16 protein-coding genes are annotated in these 18,480 nt (G+C 55.1%); 15 read left to right on the forward strand and 1 reads right to left on the reverse strand.

Translation table 11 applies throughout. The features are described from left to right. Nucleotides 1-36: 36 nt before the first annotated feature. Entirely contained in the window at nt 37-315 is a 279-nt protein-coding gene (yidD, locus tag SH410x_RS05555; protein WP_473675374.1) for a membrane protein insertion efficiency factor YidD, read from the reverse strand. A 14-nt stretch (nt 316-329) separates the two neighbouring features. Here yidD and SH410x_RS05560 point away from each other — a divergent pair, with 14 nt between their 5' ends. The 15 genes from SH410x_RS05560 to SH410x_RS05630 all read left to right on the forward strand — a co-directional run bounded on the left by SH410x_RS05560 (nt 330) and on the right by SH410x_RS05630 (nt 18,479). Further along, complete coding sequence (locus SH410x_RS05560) at nt 330-920, forward strand: gamma carbonic anhydrase family protein (RefSeq protein WP_473675376.1); 591 nt, start codon at nt 330-332, stop codon at nt 918-920. A 47-nt stretch (nt 921-967) separates the two neighbouring features. Beyond that, a complete protein-coding gene (locus tag SH410x_RS05565; RefSeq protein ID WP_473675378.1) occupies nt 968-2,908 on the forward strand; it encodes a sulfatase-like hydrolase/transferase in 1,941 nt (646 codons plus the stop codon). Nucleotides 2,909-3,378: 470 nt separating this feature from the next. Next, on the forward strand, nt 3,379-4,266 hold the full coding sequence (locus SH410x_RS05570; RefSeq protein ID WP_473675380.1) for a sugar nucleotide-binding protein: 888 nt from the start codon (nt 3,379-3,381) through the stop codon (nt 4,264-4,266). Between the two features lie 81 nt (nt 4,267-4,347). Next, nucleotides 4,348-4,998 carry an exosortase-associated EpsI family protein gene (locus SH410x_RS05575; RefSeq protein ID WP_473675382.1) on the forward strand — a complete coding sequence of 217 codons (651 nt, stop codon included), beginning with the start codon at nt 4,348-4,350 and terminating at the stop codon, nt 4,996-4,998. 721 nt (nt 4,999-5,719) lie between these two features. Then, the gene (locus tag SH410x_RS05580; protein ID WP_473675384.1) at nt 5,720-7,132 is read left to right on the forward strand and encodes a hypothetical protein; all 1,413 of its coding nucleotides are present in this window, start codon (nt 5,720-5,722) and stop codon (nt 7,130-7,132) included. Further along, nucleotides 7,129-8,313: a hypothetical protein gene (locus tag SH410x_RS05585; protein ID WP_473675386.1), complete on the forward strand. Its 1,185-nt coding sequence runs from the start codon at nt 7,129-7,131 to the stop codon at nt 8,311-8,313. The genes SH410x_RS05580 and SH410x_RS05585 overlap by 4 nt, the downstream gene beginning before the upstream one ends. 301 nt (nt 8,314-8,614) lie before the next feature. Next, the gene (locus SH410x_RS05590; RefSeq protein WP_473675388.1) at nt 8,615-9,553 is read left to right on the forward strand and encodes a glycosyltransferase family protein; all 939 of its coding nucleotides are present in this window, start codon (nt 8,615-8,617) and stop codon (nt 9,551-9,553) included. Nucleotides 9,554-9,663: 110 nt separating this feature from the next. Then, complete coding sequence (locus tag SH410x_RS05595; protein ID WP_473675390.1) at nt 9,664-10,518, forward strand: ABC transporter permease; 855 nt, start codon at nt 9,664-9,666, stop codon at nt 10,516-10,518. Between the two features lie 70 nt (nt 10,519-10,588). Beyond that, nucleotides 10,589-11,872, forward strand: a complete 1,284-nt coding sequence (locus SH410x_RS05600; protein WP_473675392.1) for an ABC transporter ATP-binding protein — start codon at nt 10,589-10,591, stop codon at nt 11,870-11,872. Nucleotides 11,873-11,924: 52 nt separating this feature from the next. Continuing rightward, entirely contained in the window at nt 11,925-13,391 is a 1,467-nt protein-coding gene (locus SH410x_RS05605; protein WP_473675393.1) for a hypothetical protein, read from the forward strand. Beyond that, a complete protein-coding gene (locus SH410x_RS05610; RefSeq protein WP_473675395.1) occupies nt 13,388-14,608 on the forward strand; it encodes a polysaccharide pyruvyl transferase family protein in 1,221 nt (406 codons plus the stop codon). The genes SH410x_RS05605 and SH410x_RS05610 overlap by 4 nt, the downstream gene beginning before the upstream one ends. 187 nt (nt 14,609-14,795) lie before the next feature. Continuing rightward, nucleotides 14,796-15,575, forward strand: coding sequence for a hypothetical protein (locus SH410x_RS05615; protein ID WP_473675396.1), 780 nt, complete (start codon nt 14,796-14,798; stop codon nt 15,573-15,575). Nucleotides 15,576-15,669: 94 nt separating this feature from the next. Beyond that, nucleotides 15,670-16,566, forward strand: a complete 897-nt coding sequence (locus SH410x_RS05620; protein WP_473675397.1) for a glycosyltransferase — start codon at nt 15,670-15,672, stop codon at nt 16,564-16,566. Continuing rightward, nucleotides 16,567-17,481: a glycosyltransferase gene (locus SH410x_RS05625; RefSeq protein WP_473675398.1), complete on the forward strand. Its 915-nt coding sequence runs from the start codon at nt 16,567-16,569 to the stop codon at nt 17,479-17,481. Continuing rightward, entirely contained in the window at nt 17,478-18,479 is a 1,002-nt protein-coding gene (locus tag SH410x_RS05630; RefSeq protein ID WP_473675399.1) for a glycosyltransferase family 2 protein, read from the forward strand. The genes SH410x_RS05625 and SH410x_RS05630 overlap by 4 nt, the downstream gene beginning before the upstream one ends. The last annotated feature ends 1 nt before the right edge of the window (nt 18,480 follow it).

An 18,480-nucleotide genomic window follows, 5' to 3' on the forward strand; every position in this document is an offset into this window, starting at 1 on the left:
GCTCTGGCGGGGGAACTCACGCGGCTTGCCCATGGATTACGGTGGGTCGTACCCACCCGGGTTCCACGGGTGACAGCGACAGATTCTCTTCACCGCCGCCCAACTGCCACGAATCGGCCCCCGTTTGCGAATCGCCCCGATCGCGTAGGAGCTGCACGTGGGCGTGAAGCGGCAACTCGGGCCAGTCAAGGGACTGATGAACATTTGATAACTGCGGATCAAGACAATCAAGATCTGTTCCACGCCTTGGCGCAGCCACCTCATCGGCATGGAGCCGGTCGGTTTGGTATCATCGGGCTTTTCGTCGCTGTCCATCGATCCATTATCCCATGAAACCATCTGAAATTGAAGCCAAAGCGAATGACGATTCGCACCCGGTCTCCGAACGCGAAATCGTCATTGGTTGTGAACCCGACCATTCGCTGATCGATGCCTCCGCGTTCATCGCACACAACGCCACCGTACTGGGGGAAGTCCGGATCGGCGCCGAAGCGAGCGTGTGGTTTGGTGCCATCATGCGGGGCGATGCCGAGCGAATTGAGATCGGACCACGGACCAATGTCCAGGATCAGTGTGTGTTGCACGGTGACCCGGGGATACCCTGTTTGCTTGGGGCTGATGTGACGGTCGGTCACTCTGCGGTCGTGCATGGGGCGACTGTCGAAGATGAAGCATTGATTGGGATCGGTGCGATCGTGCTCAATGGTGCCCACATCGGCCGCGGTGCGATTGTCGCTGCCGGATCGCTGGTCACCGAAGGGACGGTGATTCCCGCCGGCATGTTGGCCATGGGGAGTCCCGCGAAGGTGATCCGGCCTGTCGGCGAATCGCTCACCACTCGCTGCCGCGAAAACACCCAGCACTACGTTCGACTGGCCGCGAAATATAAGGCTAAGTTCGACGGACGCGAGATTCATTGATATCGCGAAAGCCCTGACCTCCTACATCCAATAACCAACTCCTGACGATGTTTCACTGTCTAACGGTTTTTACAATCGCGTTTGCGTTCTGGACGGCGTCGCTCGCAGACGCCCAGGACAACGCCACCGCGAGCCGGAGCGATGGTAAGCGTCCGAATATCTTGCTCGTCGTCGCTGACGATCTCGGCTATTCCGATTTGGGCTGCTATGGCGGCGAGATTGACACGCCACAACTCGACTCGCTCGCGACCGATGGACTGCGTTTCACGAACTTTCATGTCAACTCGATGTGCGCGTTCACGCGGACGAGTCTGATGACTGGGCATACCCACTATCAGTCAGACCGTTATCGTCGCTCGCTCCCCATCGCAGAGCGAATGGCCAGCGCCGGTTACCAAACCATGATGTCGGGAAAATGGCATCAGCCTGGCCACCCGATGGATGCGGGATTCGAGCAGTTCTACGGTTTCCTCGAAGGGCAGATCGATTCTTGGACTGGGATTGGGTATGGCCACGAAACGATCCGCAGCGGTCGCGGCGAGCCACAGGCCGTCCCCGACGGTTGGTACAGCACCGACGCGTTTACCGACTCCGCCATCCGCCAGATCGACGGGGCAATCGATGCCGGCCAACCCTTCTTCAGCTACGTTGCCTACAATGCGCCGCACACGCCATTGCATGCACCACGCGAGAACGTTGAAAAGTACCCGCCGCGATATCACGATGGCTGGACGGAGCTGCGAAAAGCAAGGTTTGCGCGGATGCAGGAGATGGGATTGCTTGACGAGCGATATCGCTTGAGCGAGCCTCAAGGCGAGGTCCGCCGGTGGGCAGAGCTTCGCGATGTCGATCGCGAAATCGAAGCCCAGCGGATGGCGGCGTATGCTGGTATGGTCGATCGGCTCGATCAAAATGTCGGTCGGCTGATCACGCACCTTCGCGAAAAAGGCGTGCTCGAGAACACGATGGTCGTGTTCCTTTCCGACAATGGGGGCGACTACGGCAACGGTGCTCCGGCGACCTATGCAAGCCAACTTGCGTGGCAACCGGGCTCGCATCCCATGGTCAGTAACGGCTGGGGCATGCTCAAAAATACGCCTTGGAATTGGTATAAACACTCGATGGCGGGAGGCGTACGTGTCCCCATGATCGTGCATTTTCCTCGTCGCACAATCCATCGTGGCGGCACGATTCTCAAGCATCGCTTGCATGTGACGGATCTATACCCCACGTTCCTCGAATTGGCGGAGGCAAGCTATCCGGACGAGGATCATGGTCGTCCGTTGACGCCCCTCTATGGCAATTCAATCCTGCCGCTGTTGAGCGACTCATCGCTTCCCGAAACCGCGATCCACGACGAGATTTTTTGGTTTTTCGATACCACCACAAACCAGCGAGGGCTCGTCGTGGGCCCATGGAAAATCATCAGTGTCAACGATAGCCCGTGGTTGCTCTATGATCTCGAGCGGGACCCAGCCGAGGCCGTTGATCTGGCCGCGGAGCAGCCCGGCGAGCTGGCGACGATGGTCAGCCGATGGCACGAATTTGCGAACACTGAAATCGTCGCGCCTCCCGACGCGCTGCGGCCTGTCGCGAAGGAGCGGCAGGGTTGGGGGCTGCACCGCTGTCGGATGGTCTTCCCCAAGTTGCTAGCCGTCTCGCCCGCCGAAGCGGCCACCGACGTGGAGCTGAACACTCACCTCGTCATGCGATTTGCCGGCGCTGCCGATTTCGCGGGCTCGCCAGGCAAACGTCTGCAGCTCTATCGGGTTGCCGATCCGACCGTGCCGCTGTGGCAATCCGATCCCGATGAAAATTCTCGCTGGCAAGGTGAACGGCGACTTGTCTTTGACGATCTACCAGCCCTGCAGCCCGATACCTCGTACTTTCTCACCTGCGACCCTGGTTGGGTGAAAATCGACGGCCAAAGAAGCGGCCCGCTCAATGACGGTGCCTATTGGTGGCGATTCCGCACGCGGAAACCGTAGCGTTCGCGGCGGCATCAGAGCATGCGGATGGGGCGCTGTGAGCCAAGCGGCGTGTTGGTTTTTTTGAGCCGAGTCGCGTGAGCGGCCGGATGGCTCGCGTTACCCGATTCTCTTGCGGCACTCGGCTCACGATTGCCGGCCCAACTTTGGCTAAAGCGTTAGCCTGCTATGCGTCCCGCGCACAAGCCATCGAGCAAGGCGTCGTTGAGCTGCGTGGGGGGGGGCTCTGTAGGCGGCATCGTCAATGTTCTCGCAGGCGGCGAGCTAGAAGGCACGTTGCTCCGCCGCGGCTGGTTCCGGTTCCGGCACGCGGTCGCGAATCGCGTCCTGCGCCGCTTGGAGGGGAACGTCGCGCCCGAATCTGCTCACGGGCTACCCAACTTTCCCACACGCCAATAGGCTATTTCCTTCCCAAGGCACGTTGCCGATGGGAATGCAGATGTTGTTTCAGTCCATGCAGAGGCCCATGAATGATCGGACTTTTAGGATCCACCGGCTACGTCGGTCAATCTATCGCCCGTACCCTGACCCAAAGGGGGCTTGAATTCGTTCCGCTTCGGCACCGCCAGATCCAGGGGATCACCGCCGAGGCGTTTGCGGCAATCCTTCGCGACCACGGCATCGACTTCCTGATCAACAGTGCCGGTTACACCGGAAAGCCGAATGTGGACGCGTGCGAAACCGATAAAGCCAACTGTCTGGACGGCAACGCGACGCTGGTGGGACGCATCCGGGAAGCCTGTGACCTCGCGGGGATCCCTTTCGGGCATGTTTCGAGCGGCTGCATTTTTACGGGCAGCCACGCCGACGGCAGCGGTTTCACGGAAGAGGAACCGCCCAACTTTAGCTTTCGTCAAGACAACTGCAGTTTTTACTCCGGGACCAAGGCACTCGGTGAAGAGCTGCTTGCCGATTGCGAAACCTGCTACGTGTGGCGGTTGCGGATTCCGTTCGACCACCGCGATTCCCCCCGCAATTATCTGAGCAAGGTCCAGCGGTATGATCGGTTGCTCGAAGCGACGAATAGCTTGTCGCACCTGAGCGAATTCACCTCCGCCTGCATCGACTCATGGGTCCAACGCATTCCTTTCGGAATCTACAACGTCGTCAACGGCGGCAGCGTCACGACACGGCGGGTCACCGAACTGATTGCCGAGCATCTGCCTCGCGACCGTCCCTATGATTTCTTTGACGATGAAGTTGAATTCATGGCCAAGGCTGCCAAAACGCCTCGGTCGAATTGTGTTTTGGATAACTCGAAAATTCTGGCGGCGGGAATACTCATGCGGCCCGTTGAAGACGCGATCGAAGACGCACTCAAAAATTGGCAGCCGGAAACAGCAGAGGTGAAATCTTAAACGCCTCGCGTCGGCGGCGATGGATCCAGCCTAGCCGCCCTTCTCTCGCTTGCCCCCTCCAGAATTCATCACTCTCGTCACATGATATCCCCCCAAGTTCGACAGCGAATCGCCCTTTGCCTATTCATTCCGTTGACGCTTTTGGTCGCGGCTTTCAGCTACGTTCAAGGCGGCAACTCGTACACGATTGCCCTGCCAAAGGTGCAGCTTCAGTCCATCCCCACTCAGCTAGGACCTTGGTCCGGTGAGGTCACGGGGCTATCCGAGCAAGAGTATGACGTATTGGACGCCGACGACGTGGTTGGCCTTTCCCTGCTGGGCCCGGATGGGGTCAGCGCCTACGTCCACATGGCGACCTGGACAGATAAGGAGCTCGTCGGGATGGTTTGCCCACACCATCCGGCGATGTGCTACCGAAACACCGGCTGGAAAACCGTTCGGACCCAACAGGACAGCGTCGAGGTGCCCGGCATTGGAGTCGTGCCACTGACGATCACTGAGATGCAGCGAGACGGTGTTCACGTCGTTGTCGCTCACACTTACGAGATCGGTCCCTATTACTTGGTCGATGACAGTGAAATCCGCAGTGTCAAGGTAAAGCTGTTCGGGCAAGACGAGTGGCCCCCGGTCACCAAGTATCTGATTCAGGTCAACACACCGACCCTCGCCGATGGTTCCACTGCCGCGAAACAGATTCTCACTGAGCTGCTCACTTGGCACGCTCCTCAGTAGCGAGCCAGCGAAACGTTTCGAGTCCAAGGCCGCTACTCTCAGCGGACGGTGGATCCACGTTCCGGTAGACGCAGTGATCGGTTTGTTGACCCGGTTTCGCCAATCAGGGGACCGCCGTTTCTTGATCCAGTGGGGGCACTGTCCTGGTGGTTGGAGCATCGAAACGACTCGCGTAATGTCGACAAAACGGCGTCCCCGAGCAGACTCCTACACGTTTTTTAGCGTTTGTGAGGACGGTGCTAGGGCTATCTAAAGGGGGCTGGTCGGACCGCGTTGGAGCGTCGGCAAAAGTTCATTTCTACTCCCTTGAACAATCCGGACGCCCGGCTAGCATTACGACCGCCTGGGGTGGATCCGTCACCCAAGCGGACGAAGTCTGCTTGAAACGACGCTACACGTTGCGGGCTGAGGTCGGATTGCGAAACAGGATTGCCCCCCCACTCGGTGTGATCCCCAAATCACAATCCACTCCACGGCAAGACGGTCGGCTTTGATTCCGTGGGTCGGTATGCTTCGTCGTATCCTTCATCGTGTTATGATCAGCATTCGCGGTCAAACATGCCGCTCTTTCGGTTGCCATGCAGGGTCCGGGCAGGGAGCTTTTCACGGGTTCCATCGAGGCAGTGATTCTTGGGGCCCATGGAATTCACATTAGCGATTGGTCAGTCATGGTAGGGCATTGGATGGAGTACTTGCTGAGTGACTTGCGCTTAAGGTCTCGATGAGTTTTCTGGTACCCATCGCACTGTTTACGTGGATCCCTTTTGTGATCCTGTTGCATCTGTGGTTGCCGGCGCGTAAGGCGACGAGTTATGCCTTTGCCGCGGGTTGGTGCTTCCTGCCGATGGCGGGGTACGCGTTGCCGGGCCTGCCGGACTACACGAAAATGTCGGCAACGTCGGTGGGTGCGTTGATGGGGATCATGGCTTCTGCCCCGCATCTGCTGGCCATGTTTCGGTTCAGTCGCTATGACGTCCCGGTGGTGCTGTTCACAATCGGACCCTTTTTGAGCAGCGTTTCCAATGGACTGGGGCCGTACGACGGGATCGCCTCTTCCGTGACGACCACCATCACGTGGGTATTGCCCTATTTCATTGGTCGGGTGGTCTATCGCACGCCCCAGGATATTGAGGCGTTGGTGACGGCGATACTGGTTTGTGGGCTGCTTTATGTGCCATTGTGTTTGTGGGAGATCCGGATGAGTCCCCAGTTGCACCTTCAGATTTATGGTTTTTATCAGCACAGTTTCCTGCAGACGATGCGCGGCGGTGGTTATCGCCCAATCGTATTCATGCAGCACGGTCTGCAGGTCGCTCTATGGATGGGGGGGTGCGTCATCCTGGTCGGTTTCTTGTGGATTGGGGCGCGTGTCAAGCGCGTCTCACGATGGCCCGTCTGGATCATTGCGGCGATTCTGGTGGGGACATTCGTGCTCCTGAAGTCGCTCGGCGCGTTGGTGCTGGTGGCGTTCGGGGCGTTTGCGCTGGCATTGTGCAAGTTTGGTTGGCCTCGAACGGCCGCTCTCCTGTTTCCACTGTTGTTGGGGGGGTACATCTGCGGTCGCGTCACGGGTGCCGTCACGGGGGAGCGATTGGTCGAAACTGTGACAACCTACGCATCCAAAGAACGTGCCGATTCACTCAAGTTCCGCTTCGACAATGAAAATTTGCTCATCGGCAAAGCAATGGAGCGGCCGATTCTGGGTTGGGGCGGATGGGGGCGCAACCGAGTCCTCACTGAAAACGGGGACATCGCGACCACTGATGGCTGGTGGATAATTATGCTCGGCATTCGTGGATCGCTGGGGATGATTTGTTTCTACTTGATGCTGCTGTGGGCACCCACGGTATGGTTGCTCAAAAGCAAGCCTCGGACTTGGCGGGCTCAGCCCGCAGCGGCCATGGTGAGTGGTCTGTCGGTGATCGCGGGGATGAATGCGATCGATTCGCTGCCCAACGCGATGATCGTCCCGATCACGATCGTTTCGTCCGGCGCCGTCACGTCGGTTGTTTTGGCCAGTCGAGCCGTGCGTCGGCCGGCGGGGCAGGTGACTCGGGTGGACCGGGGGCATTCGCGCGGCGGAGGGCCTATGTCTCAACGGCCGGTCGCCCACAAAAGAGAGGATTTGCGATGAGCGACTGGAGAATTGAGCAGTTGACCCGCGGAACCGACGAGGGTCGATTTCACTCGCACAGTTACTATGACATTCACGTGTTCGATCGAGATAGCCGATGGGTCGTGGGTTATGAAACCGGCTTTACAGAGCGGCATCCCTCATCTGAAGATATCGTTGAGGTGGGGTTGGTGGACACCGACCAGGGCCAGCCAAACTGGTTGCCAATCGGTGAAAGCCGTGCCTGGAGTTGGCAGCAGGGGCCCATGGCTCAGTTCGTCCCCGGCCGTCGCGAGGTCATTTGGAACGACCGGCGAGGGAGCGATGCTTTCGCCAATCGATATGACTTGGCGACGAAATCGACCACGATGTTGGACAAGCCCGTCTATGCGATCTCGCCCGATGGCAGTTATGCACTGTCCTTGAATTTTGATCGGCTCGACGTGTTGCGGCCTGGGTATGGCTACGCCAGTCCCGGTCCTCTGGAGGACTTGGCTGCCGCACCGGGCGACGATGGTATTTGGAAGATCGATTTGGAAACGGGGCAGCCCAAGTTGATTCTGTCATTGAGGAAAGCCGCGATCCTGTTGGCAACCAAGTTCGGTAAGAAGGCCGGGTTGAGGTTTGCAGCCAAGGCATTTCGGAATAAGTATCTATTCTGGTTTAATCATTTAAAGGTGTCCCCTTCGGGTGACTATTTCACTGTTAAGCTTCGGTTTCGCCCTCGCGATCTGTCCCAGGATTGGAACGACCGCCTCGGTGTCAGCTTGGTGGTCCGGAATGACGGGCGGCGATTGCGACTGTTGACCGACGCGACGTCGCACGTGATCTGGCTCGATGACGAGCAGCTCTATCTGTGGCAGCGCAATGGGTTGTACCTGTATCGCCACGATGCCGGTGGCGGCACACGGGTGGGCCAAATCGCAGCAGATGAAATCAAGCAAAATGTTCACGCTCGGCATTTTGCCAACGATCCAACGCAATTCATTTTCGACACGCCGTATCGCGAAGACATCGATTTAAAACTGCTTGACACAACGAGAGGCCATGTGGAAACGATCGCCACGTTCCACAACCATGTTCCAGTGAATGGCGCATTTCGCTGTGACCTGCACCCTTGTCCAAGTCCCGATTCTCAGAAGATCCTAGTTACCTCGCTGCAAAGCGGGGGACGCCAGATGTATGTGCTTAAAAGGACCTGACTCATCGAAGCGTCACCCCCAACGTGTGATGGGGGTGTTTCGGTGCCTCCCCTCAGCGTGGCTTGAGACTGCCTCCATATTCCATTGAGGCTGATCTAAGGCCGCTAGTTCGCCAGTGGCTCTGCTGGAGGAACCTTTCGTCGCGATTCGATGGACCGCCAAAGTGACAACGCTTACAGTAACAGGCTCGTGTTCTCGAGCAATGCTTGACGACTCTGTTCGAGGCAGCGTTCCTGATTTCTTCACCGATCATAAGGCAATTGATCGTGCCGCATAAAACTGAACGAAAGGGAGGGGATAAGTGTCAGAATTCGAATCTGTCTACGTTGTTACCGGGGCGAATGAATCACCGTATGTGGCAATGGCCCACCTCTCCCTGGCTTGTTTACGGCGATTGAAGCCTGACATGTTTGTGCGGGTGCTATGTGATCCAAGTACCTACGAAGCATTGCGAGCGAACGATTCTCCAATATTTCAATTGGCGTCTCGCGTTGATTCGATCCCGACCGAGTATTCCGAGGTCAGCGCGAAGAGTCGTGATATCAAAACTCGAATGCGAGATTTGATCGAAGGCGATTTCTTCTACATTGACGCCGATGCCCTGCCCGTCCGTGATTTCTATGATGTCGCAGATTACTGTGACGACGTTGGATTCGCCGTCAATCGTGATCGCTACAACCCGCCCGGCGCCGTCCCCGGATTTGCGACAACCATCTACGAGGATATGGGTTGGGACAGTGGCGTGAGTACTTACCACAATGGCGGTATCCATTTTTGGCGGGATACCCCTGCAGCGCACAAGCTCGGTCAGCTTTGGCATAGTCGTTGGAAACAAATTTACAACAAGTACGACGATATCCGCGACCAAATGTCGCTTAACTCCTCCATACACGAGTTGAAGCTGAGTGTTCGAAAGCTTCCTCCCTGTTTTAATGCCATGATTGATGGCGACCCACGCTTAGCGAGTAAAGCGAGGATCGTCCATTTTTTCAGCAAAGGCGGAGAGCCGGTAGCTGATACATTGCTCTGCCATCTCCTGACGCACCTTCAACGCACCGGCGAGATCGACTGGCAGAGCATCGATTCAGCGGTTGCCACTGATAATTACTGGACCAGTAAAGGGCAGACTTACGCGAGGGCAATGGCGGAACGTCGGTATGCGCGCGCAATCTACATGAAGGCTCGGGGCCGCTTATCGCGGTTAGTTCGAGCGACACCCTTACTCAATAAACGAACGTAGTCGTCTTGGTTGGATGTAAGGCACTGGTGCTCTCCGCAGTTGTCGTCCAGGTCTTACATCTCTCCCGTCGAGTGGCATTTAATAGCTTGGTATTTCCACTAGTGAATATGTTGAAAACTGATTTACCCATTCGCCGATACTCACCCGAATCAGCCGTTTCGCATCCGGCAAAGCTGATCGGCGACTTGTTACGCGACATCAATGCTGGTCGAGACCTTGCGTGGCGACTTTTTGTGCGAGACTTAAGTGCTCAGTACCGCCAGACCTATTTCGGCTATTTCTGGGCTTTTCTGCCACCCCTGGTGGCATCGCTGACCTTCATCTTTCTGCAGAGTCAAGGGATCACGAATATCGAAACGGGCGGGGTCCCGTACCCGGCGTTCGCGTTGATGGGGACTCTGATGTGGCAAACGTTCATCGAGTCGATGCAGAGTCCAGTTGTCTCTGTGACGGCTGCCAAGCCGATGCTGGCGAAGATCAATTTTCCGCGAGAGGCGATTCTGATGAGTGGCCTCTACATGGTGCTATTCAATTTCGCGATACGCTTGATGTTGCTGATCGTGGTGATGGGCGTCTGGCGTGTCACGCCAGGGATCACCGTTCTTTTCTTTCCCGTCGCAATGTTTGCCCTGATGGTGTGTGGATTCGCGGTCGGGCTTGCTTTGGTCCCCGTTGGCGGGCTCTACGGCGACGTGACGCGAGCGATACCAATTGTGGGACAGTTTTTGATGCTGCTGACACCGGTGGTCTATCCCGCGAGGGACACCGGGCTGGCTGGCATTCTCGCGACGTGGAACCCTGTCTCGCCACTGATCGTCACCGCGCGTCAATCGCTGACTGCACAGCCGCTTGATCACTTGACGAGTTTCTTCGCTGTGTTTTTCATCGCTTCGGTTATCTGCTTACTTGGCCTGATCGCATTTCGGCTCATCATGCCACACCTGGTCGCTCGAATGGGAGGCTGATCGGCCTGACGAAGTATCGAGTCCCCACCCAATCCTTTTCTAGTACCCAACCGTCTACGTAATAATGCTTGTGCAAAATTCCAACGAGTCCGAGGTATTGATCCACGCAGATTGCGTTTCCAAGAAATTCTCCCGTAGCTTGAAAAAGTCGCTGTGGTATGGGATGCAAGACATCTGTAGCGAACTGAATGTTTTTCGCAGCGATTCAAACACTTTGCGACGTGGCGAGGTGCTGCGTGAGAGCGAGTTCTGGGCTGTCAAAGACGTTAGTTTTGAGCTGCGTCGAGGAGAATGCCTCGGTCTTATTGGTCACAATGGCGCCGGTAAAACGACGTTATTAAAAATGCTCAATGGGCTGATCAAGCCAGATGCTGGGGAAATCGAGATTCGCGGAGATGTTGGGGCAATGATCGCGCTGGGTGCAGGATTCAATCCAATTCTTTCAGGCCGCGAGAATATCTTTATCGCTGGATCGCTGCGTGGATTCACACGCCGCGAAGTTAATGAGAAGCTAGATGAAATCATTGATTTTGCCGAAATCGAGGATTTTATTGACATGCCTGTTCAGAGCTATAGCTCTGGCATGCAGGTACGTCTCGGTTTCGCTGCAGCAGTCAACATGGATCCGGATGTATTGCTGGTCGATGAAGTGTTGGCGGTCGGGGACGTCGGCTTTAAAATGAAATGTTTGAATCGAATCGACGATATATCGGATGATGCTGCAGTAATTGTCGTCTCGCACTCAATGTCGCAGGTTTCCCGGACGGCGTCACACATACTGCTGATGGACCATGGGCAGGAAGTGTTTTTGGGTTCAGACGTTAGCTCTGGTATTGAACAGTACTTTGATATGTTTCCAGAAGAAGAGAAGTGCATCGCGGGCAATGGTAAAGTGCAGTTGAACTCAATCGAGATTGGAACTGGTTCCGGTGACCAAGCATACTGCGACAACTGTCTCCGCTATCCAGACGACCTGAACTTTAGAATTCGTTTTACGGTCGATCGCTCCGTCGACCGTTGTTCCGTTCATTTCGGAATCATGGATCGTGAAGCAAAAACTATCGCCCAATGCTTCTCGCGTGCTTCTGGGGTCGATTTCCAGTCGAAGGATCGTGAGATGGAGGTCACTTTGTCAATTCCATCGCCTCCATTCGCCACGGGAGTCTATAAAGTCAACGTGAATTTCATGGGGAATACGGTTGATGAGATTCGTGGAAGCCATTTAGCACATTACAGAGCGATTGCTGGATTTAAAATGTCGAATACGGCGGCACCGCTGCAGGCCCCAATTCAATTAGTTGGGAAATGGGAGGAGACTGAGGATACATCGATTGCACCTGACGGTCATCGTTAACGCAATTGCCTGTTTTAGTATTGGTTTCGACACCACTTAATGAGAGTTTGTAATGGATTTGTTAGTGATAGGAATTGACGGAGGCGATGTTGACATAATTAATTCGTTTGATATGCCCTGTCTTCAAGGGTTGCTAGCGGATCGGACGATGGTCTCGATCAATGAAGATCTGTGGTCTAGAGGATGGTCTGAAATTGTTTCCGGTATGCCCAGTAGTGAGACAGGGGCCTATTATGAAAAGCCTAAACTTGATGGCAGTTTTGAGTTTACCCAGAGTTTTAAGGGGACTGACTACTCCGCCAGTGCGAACTGCGTTCCGCTGTGGGATGCAATTGCTCAACGTGGAAAACGCGGTGGATTTCTAAACGTTCCTACTACGCTACCGGCACCAAATAATCCAGGATTCTTTATATCAGGTGCTGGTTCTGGGTTTAGCCCAACCTCACGCATCCCATCGCAAGCATGTCACCCCACGGAGCTTTTTGATGACTTGTTGGCTCGGAATATAAATTGGGAACAACGGTATGGCGTCTCCGGTATTACAAACCTCGACTTTTTCGTGGATCGTTGCACGCAAGCGGTAGTGCAACGAGGTCGCCTGTTCAGTGAACTCTGTTCTAGGTATCAGATCGACGTTGGTTTCCTCGTCCAGAAAGAAGCGGTAATCTTAAACAATCTCTTTATGCGAGAGATTGTTCCTTTATTAGAGCAAGGTTGCAAGCCAGAGACCTCTACGCAACGTCGCCTTGCTGAGTTTTATCGGGTTCTCGATGACTCTGTTGCGGTTATGCTTAACTGTTTGAAGCCGCAACATGTTATGGTTGTTTCTGACCACGCGGCCAGACCCTATGTTCATTCTTTGAACTTGAATGTTTTTCTTCAGGAACAGGGGCTTCAGGCTTGCGAGTCATCTAGTAGAGGGGGGGTGCGTGATACATGGGTTTATGGGCAGTTGCGAAAGGTCAAACGAGCAATTGAGCGGCGAATCCCCGCAGACGGAAAGTCAGGCGGACTGCGCCCTGACCTCTCGCAAGAGTGGAGTCGAGGTTCGCGGCGAATATTGCAGCATTCGAAAGCTTTTAGTCATCGCTACATTCCTGGAGTGTATCTCAATGATTCGCGGTTCTCGGGGATCGTCGTGGACGACCATCGTGAAGAACTTGTTGACCAAATTGTCTCAAGTATCAACGCCGCTTCGTTCGCGACCAAACATTCAATCATTGCCAGGCCTTTTCGCCAATTGCATCGCTCGTCGGCTCAGTTTGATTTGATGCCCGATGTGTGGGTTGATCTGCCAGATACAATGTTCCCGGAGCAACGGGGTGAACTCGTGCAAGATAACCCATATTGGATCAATCCTATGGGAGTCTTTGACGTCGGTGCGCGAGACATTATGACGGGCATGAAGGGGCGCAATGCGATATGCAGTGTAGAGAATCATTTGGCAGGTCACCTCGGTACGGGGCAACACTCTCTCTGTGTTGCCTATAAACTCATATTGGATCAAATGGATCAGTGAATAAAATAGGCATTCTGACGTATCATCATGTCGCGAATTGGGGATCGGCATTGCAGGCCTATTGCCTGTATGTTCTTCTTCGCCGGCTACACCCGGGGGCTGATGTGGAAATTATTGATTATATACCGCAGACGTCAGCGGACTATTCAGCACGTCAGATATATAGGGAATCTCCGCCTCGTGGCAGGTTGAGGCGTCTGACGTCTTTCACTGAGGCACCGATAGGTCCTTACGAGAGGAAATTACGAGCTTGTCAGAAGTTTCTCAGCACACGCTGCCAACTTTCAGCCTGTCGTTGTGTGACCGATTCAATCCCTGAAGGTATGGCATTCCTGGAGGATCAGGGCTATTCCCATGTCTATGTAGGCAGCGATACTGTTTTTCAGTTGGGGTGCAACTACGGCGGTACCTATATATCGGCACCGCAAGCTCCTAATCTCTACTTTTTGCCTGCACCATCGTCGTTTGAAAAGATTGCCTTTGCCGCTTCTGCTAACCCGTTTTCGCCAGCGATGCTTGATTCACTGGATCTAACGGCAACTGTAGATGCTCTAGATGACTTCAATCAAATTACCGTTAGAGACGACGCGACGCGGAACGCGTTGGAGTTGCTAGGAATTCCCAGTGGCAAGCTTAGCTTTTTGCCAGATCCTACATTTTTCGTTGACTTTGACTCTCTCGTTCAGCCTACGCCCTTTGTGACGGATCGGCGTCGGATCGCGGCGATTGCAATTGGAAATCGCGAACTCGCCGCTAGAGTTGCCGAAGCGGTGCGGGGTGGCGGCTATCAACTGATGAATTTACTTGGTGGTGACATTCAGCCAGACTACTCGTTGCAAGGCGTTGGTACAGTGGAAGAGTATCTAGCCGTTTTTCGCGAGTTTGCACTTGTCGTTACCGATCGTTTTCATGGCAGCATTATCTCTTTCGCCATCGGTGAGTGCCCCGTCATTGGGATCGAGGAAGTTGTGCGTTACCCTGAGCCAAACAGTAAGTTGCGAGATTTGTTTTGTCGACTACAACTTGATGACATGGTTTACCGTTATGCGGAGGACGCAGAGCTCGAACCGGGGTGGTTGGAATCTTGCGTCAACGCGTGGACCGTATCTAGGCCAGAGATGCTTCACCGAATGGCGAAGATCAGAGTTGAGGCGTTGGCTCAAATGACAGGTGACAATTCGACTTTTGCTACCGGCAACCATTTTGGATCTTATTAGTGACCTTGTACGGTAGCCCCTGGCTAGTCGCAGGCTGGATTTTGGGTCGGGTAGACCACGTTTCGTTTAAACTAACTCTTGTAGAAGTAAGCAATTGACCGGTAAAAATGTACTGTTTCTCTACGTGGCATTCGGTTCCCGATTTGTGGATGAGGCGAAGGGTTCAGTTCGATCGCTTCGTCAAGTGATGCCAAATACGCGAGTGGCATTGGTGACCGATTTGGCAAGTGTTGGTGATGCTGGCAGTCTGTTCGACGAAGTGATTATCCGACCTCGTGTCGGCGACTTGCGGGATCGACTGAATTATCTTGCTGAAGCTCACGACCACGACGGAATCACTTTTTATCTCGATTCGGACACGATGGTGATTGGAGATTTGCAGCCGGCAATCGACTTGCTGACGAAGGTGGATCTTGTCGCTGCTACCGTACCCGTCAAGCGACCTGTTGCCCTGGCACCCGACTGGGGTTCAGCATTATGTGAGTTCAATGCCGGTGTCTTCGCTTTTCGCGGCAATGAAAAGACGCGGGCCTTCCTGGCTGCTTGGCGTGACCTATATGAACAGCAGCGGGAAAGTTATTTGGACTCCGCCGGCACCGATTCCGGTCGCGACTATGAGGGCCAGCAGGAACTCAACGACCAGGATGCGTTCACCGTCGCACTGCTCGAAAGTGAAGTTCGGTTCTACACTCTCGACGGGGCGGAATGGAACTTTCGAACGCATTCTCCCGCCGTTTTCTATCGTCCCTGCCGTCTGATACACGGTCGCGATGCTGCCGAACTTGCTCCCGAAATCAATCGACACCGTAATTTCCGGGTGTGGCTTCCAAGTCAACGAAGGTTCATTCCCGAAGATAGGATCTACCGTACCCGGGCGCAACATACCGTTCGCAAGATTCGCCGTGCGATCACGGCGGTCCCCAGGAAAATCAAGAACAAGCTCATGGGGCGTCACCCCAAGCCCTAGACGAACGGGTTTGTCCGATGGAGCAATGCAGCGATAGGGAGTTAACTCGAGACAGGATATGGTTGAATTGACCTCGCCCAGAGAAGTTCCGGTAGTGGCTGAACCGCTCGTTAGCGTGGTCATGGCGGTGCACAATACGGGCAAGTTTTTGCGCACCGCGATTGGCAGTATCTTGAAGCAGTCCTTCAAGGACATCGAGTTCATCATCATTGATGACGGATCTGCGGACGCGACAGCTAAGATCCTGAAAGGTCAATCGGATTCGAGGATTCGGGTGATCACGCAGGAGAACCAGGGGCTGACAGCGTCCCTCAATCGCGGCATTGAAGTTGCGCGGGGCAAGTATATCGCTCGAATGGATGGGGATGACGTCAGTCTCCTATTCCGGTTGGCGGCTCAGGTCGAGTTTTTGGAACATCACCAGGACGTCGTGGCCGTCGGTGGCCAGGTGCTCGACATTGATTCCTACAGCGGGTATCTCGGCGGCAGACTCCGGCCAACGGTACATGAAGAGATCGAGCAGCAACTTTTGAAAGGCGTTGGCGATGTAATCGTTCATCCCGCGGTGATGATTCGTGCCGCCGCGCTGGGGCAGGTAGGCGGGTATGACGAACAGTATCGGACGGCCCAAGATCTTGACCTGTACTTGCGTCTGGCAGAGATCGGGCGACTGGCGAACTTGGAGTCTCACGTCTTGATGTACCGCCAGCATGCTGGAAGTACAAACAGCAAGAAGTATGCGATTCAAATTGAGAATCGGCGTAAGATCATGCAAGCGGCCTACCATCGTCGACAGCTGGATTTTACGCCGGACTGCCTCATGGACTGGACGCCTGTCGACCCGCAACAGCAGTCCATGACCTGGGCCTGGCGGGCATTATCTAACGGCGAGCGGTACTCGGCATTTCGGCATTCTGCGATGATGTTACGTCGACAACCGTTTAATTTCCAGAATTGGAAGACGCTGGCCTGTGCCGTGCGAGGATACTAGATGATGAAGCCACCTTTGATCTCAGTGATCATGCCGGTTTATAACGGTGAGACGTTTGTTGTCGAGGCGGTCCAAAGTATTTTGGATCAGACCGAGTCTGATTTCGAATTTTTGATGATTGATGATGGTTCGACGGACCGATCGCCGCAAATATTGCGTGAGTTCGAGCGTTCGGATGATCGCATCCAACTGACCGTTCGTCCGAACAGGGGTTTGGTGGCGACGCTGAGTGAGTTGATCGCATCCGCATCGGGGACCTATCTGGCGCGGATGGACGCGGACGATATCGCGCTGCCGGATCGATTCGAGAAACAGATCGCGTTTCTTAAAACGCAAACGGACGTGGTTGTCGTGGGAGGTCAGGCTGAATTGATTGACAACGCGGGTCGCGTGATTGGACCTTTTGGTTTTCCACAGCAACATGACGAGATTGATTCGCTGCTCGCTCAAGGTCACTGCACGATATGCCATCCGGCGGCAATGATGCGGCTTGACGCGGTCCACAGGGTCAGCGGCTACGACACCTCGTTGGCTGCTGCGGAAGATCTCGATCTGTGGCTTCGGTTGGCGGAGATTGGCCGAGTGGCCAACTTATCCGATACGGTTATTCAGTATCGAATCCATAGTGGATCGATCAGTGGTGCCAATCGCGAACTCCAGCGAGAGTGCGCCAGAACGGTGCAGCAGATGGCTTGCAAACGCCGCGGCGCTGATGTTAAGTTCGGCGCCGAGTCTCACTGGAGGCCTGGGAATTCCAAGAAATCACGTCAGTCGTTCGCTGCCAAGTATGCTTGGTTGGCGTTCAACCATCATCACATGGACACGTTTCGGCACTATGCTTGGCAAGCGATTCGATTGCGGCCTTTTTCGATGACGTCGCTTCGTTTATCGCGTGCGTGGATGAAGATTCGATGAGTGGCAACGCACCTCCAGTCGATTCGTGTATTAGTATTGTGATCCCCGTTCGCAATGCGGAATCAACGATCTCGCAAGCCGTCGGGTCCTGTTTGGAGTCGGCACGGGTGGGCGAGGTCATTATCGTCAACGACGGATCGACCGACGGGACGGTTGAGGCAGTTGCGAAATTGCGTGATGATCGTGTTCGCATGATCGACGGTCCGTGCCGTGGCATCAGCGCAGCGTTGAACGTAGGTTTCCGTGCCTGTCGGTTTTCCTTGGTCGCCCGCTGCGACGCAGATGACTGGATGGAAAGCGGGCGGTTCGAATGGCAAGCCCCGATGCTGGAGGATCCCAGTGTTGTCGCGGTCAGCGGCGCCTTCACGACCGTGGATTCCAAGGGTGTCCCGGTTGCCGAATTGGCGAGCGAGGGCCAGCAGCGGGACGTGACCGAATTACTGCGAGCCGGCAAAACGGTCACGCACCTGTGTACTTGGTTGATCCGCCGCGAGGCGTTGGAGGATTGCGGCGGGGCGCGGGAGTGGTTCCAAACCGCCGAAGACATCGATTTGCAATTTCGTCTGGCCGCGCGTGGCAGGATCATTCATATGCCACAACCGGCGTATCGCTACCGTCTGCACGATCAGTCGATCACACATACCCAGGGATCGCTGCAGCGTCAATTCTACGAGCAATCCGCTCGGGAATTTTCGCGTCAGCGGACGGAGACGGGCAGCGATCTGCTCGATCGCGGCTGCCCTCCGGAATGCCCTGCCAGCGAGTCGGATCCTCATTCAGCGGGCAAGAACATTGCGGGTCAGTTGGTCGGACGCGCTTGGCAGTGTCATGGGCAGGGCAAGCGATGGATGGCCGTCAAGACGATGCTGCGAGCGATTCGGCATGACCCCTCTGCGGGTCTGGCCCTGACGCGTCAAATCGCAGTCATGCTGGTCCGCAAACCCGGCCAACGCTCGAAAGAAACACCCGCAAATTTGCCGCTGCAGTCACGTCAATAAA

The organism is Rhodopirellula sp. SH410 (assembly GCF_055811895.1).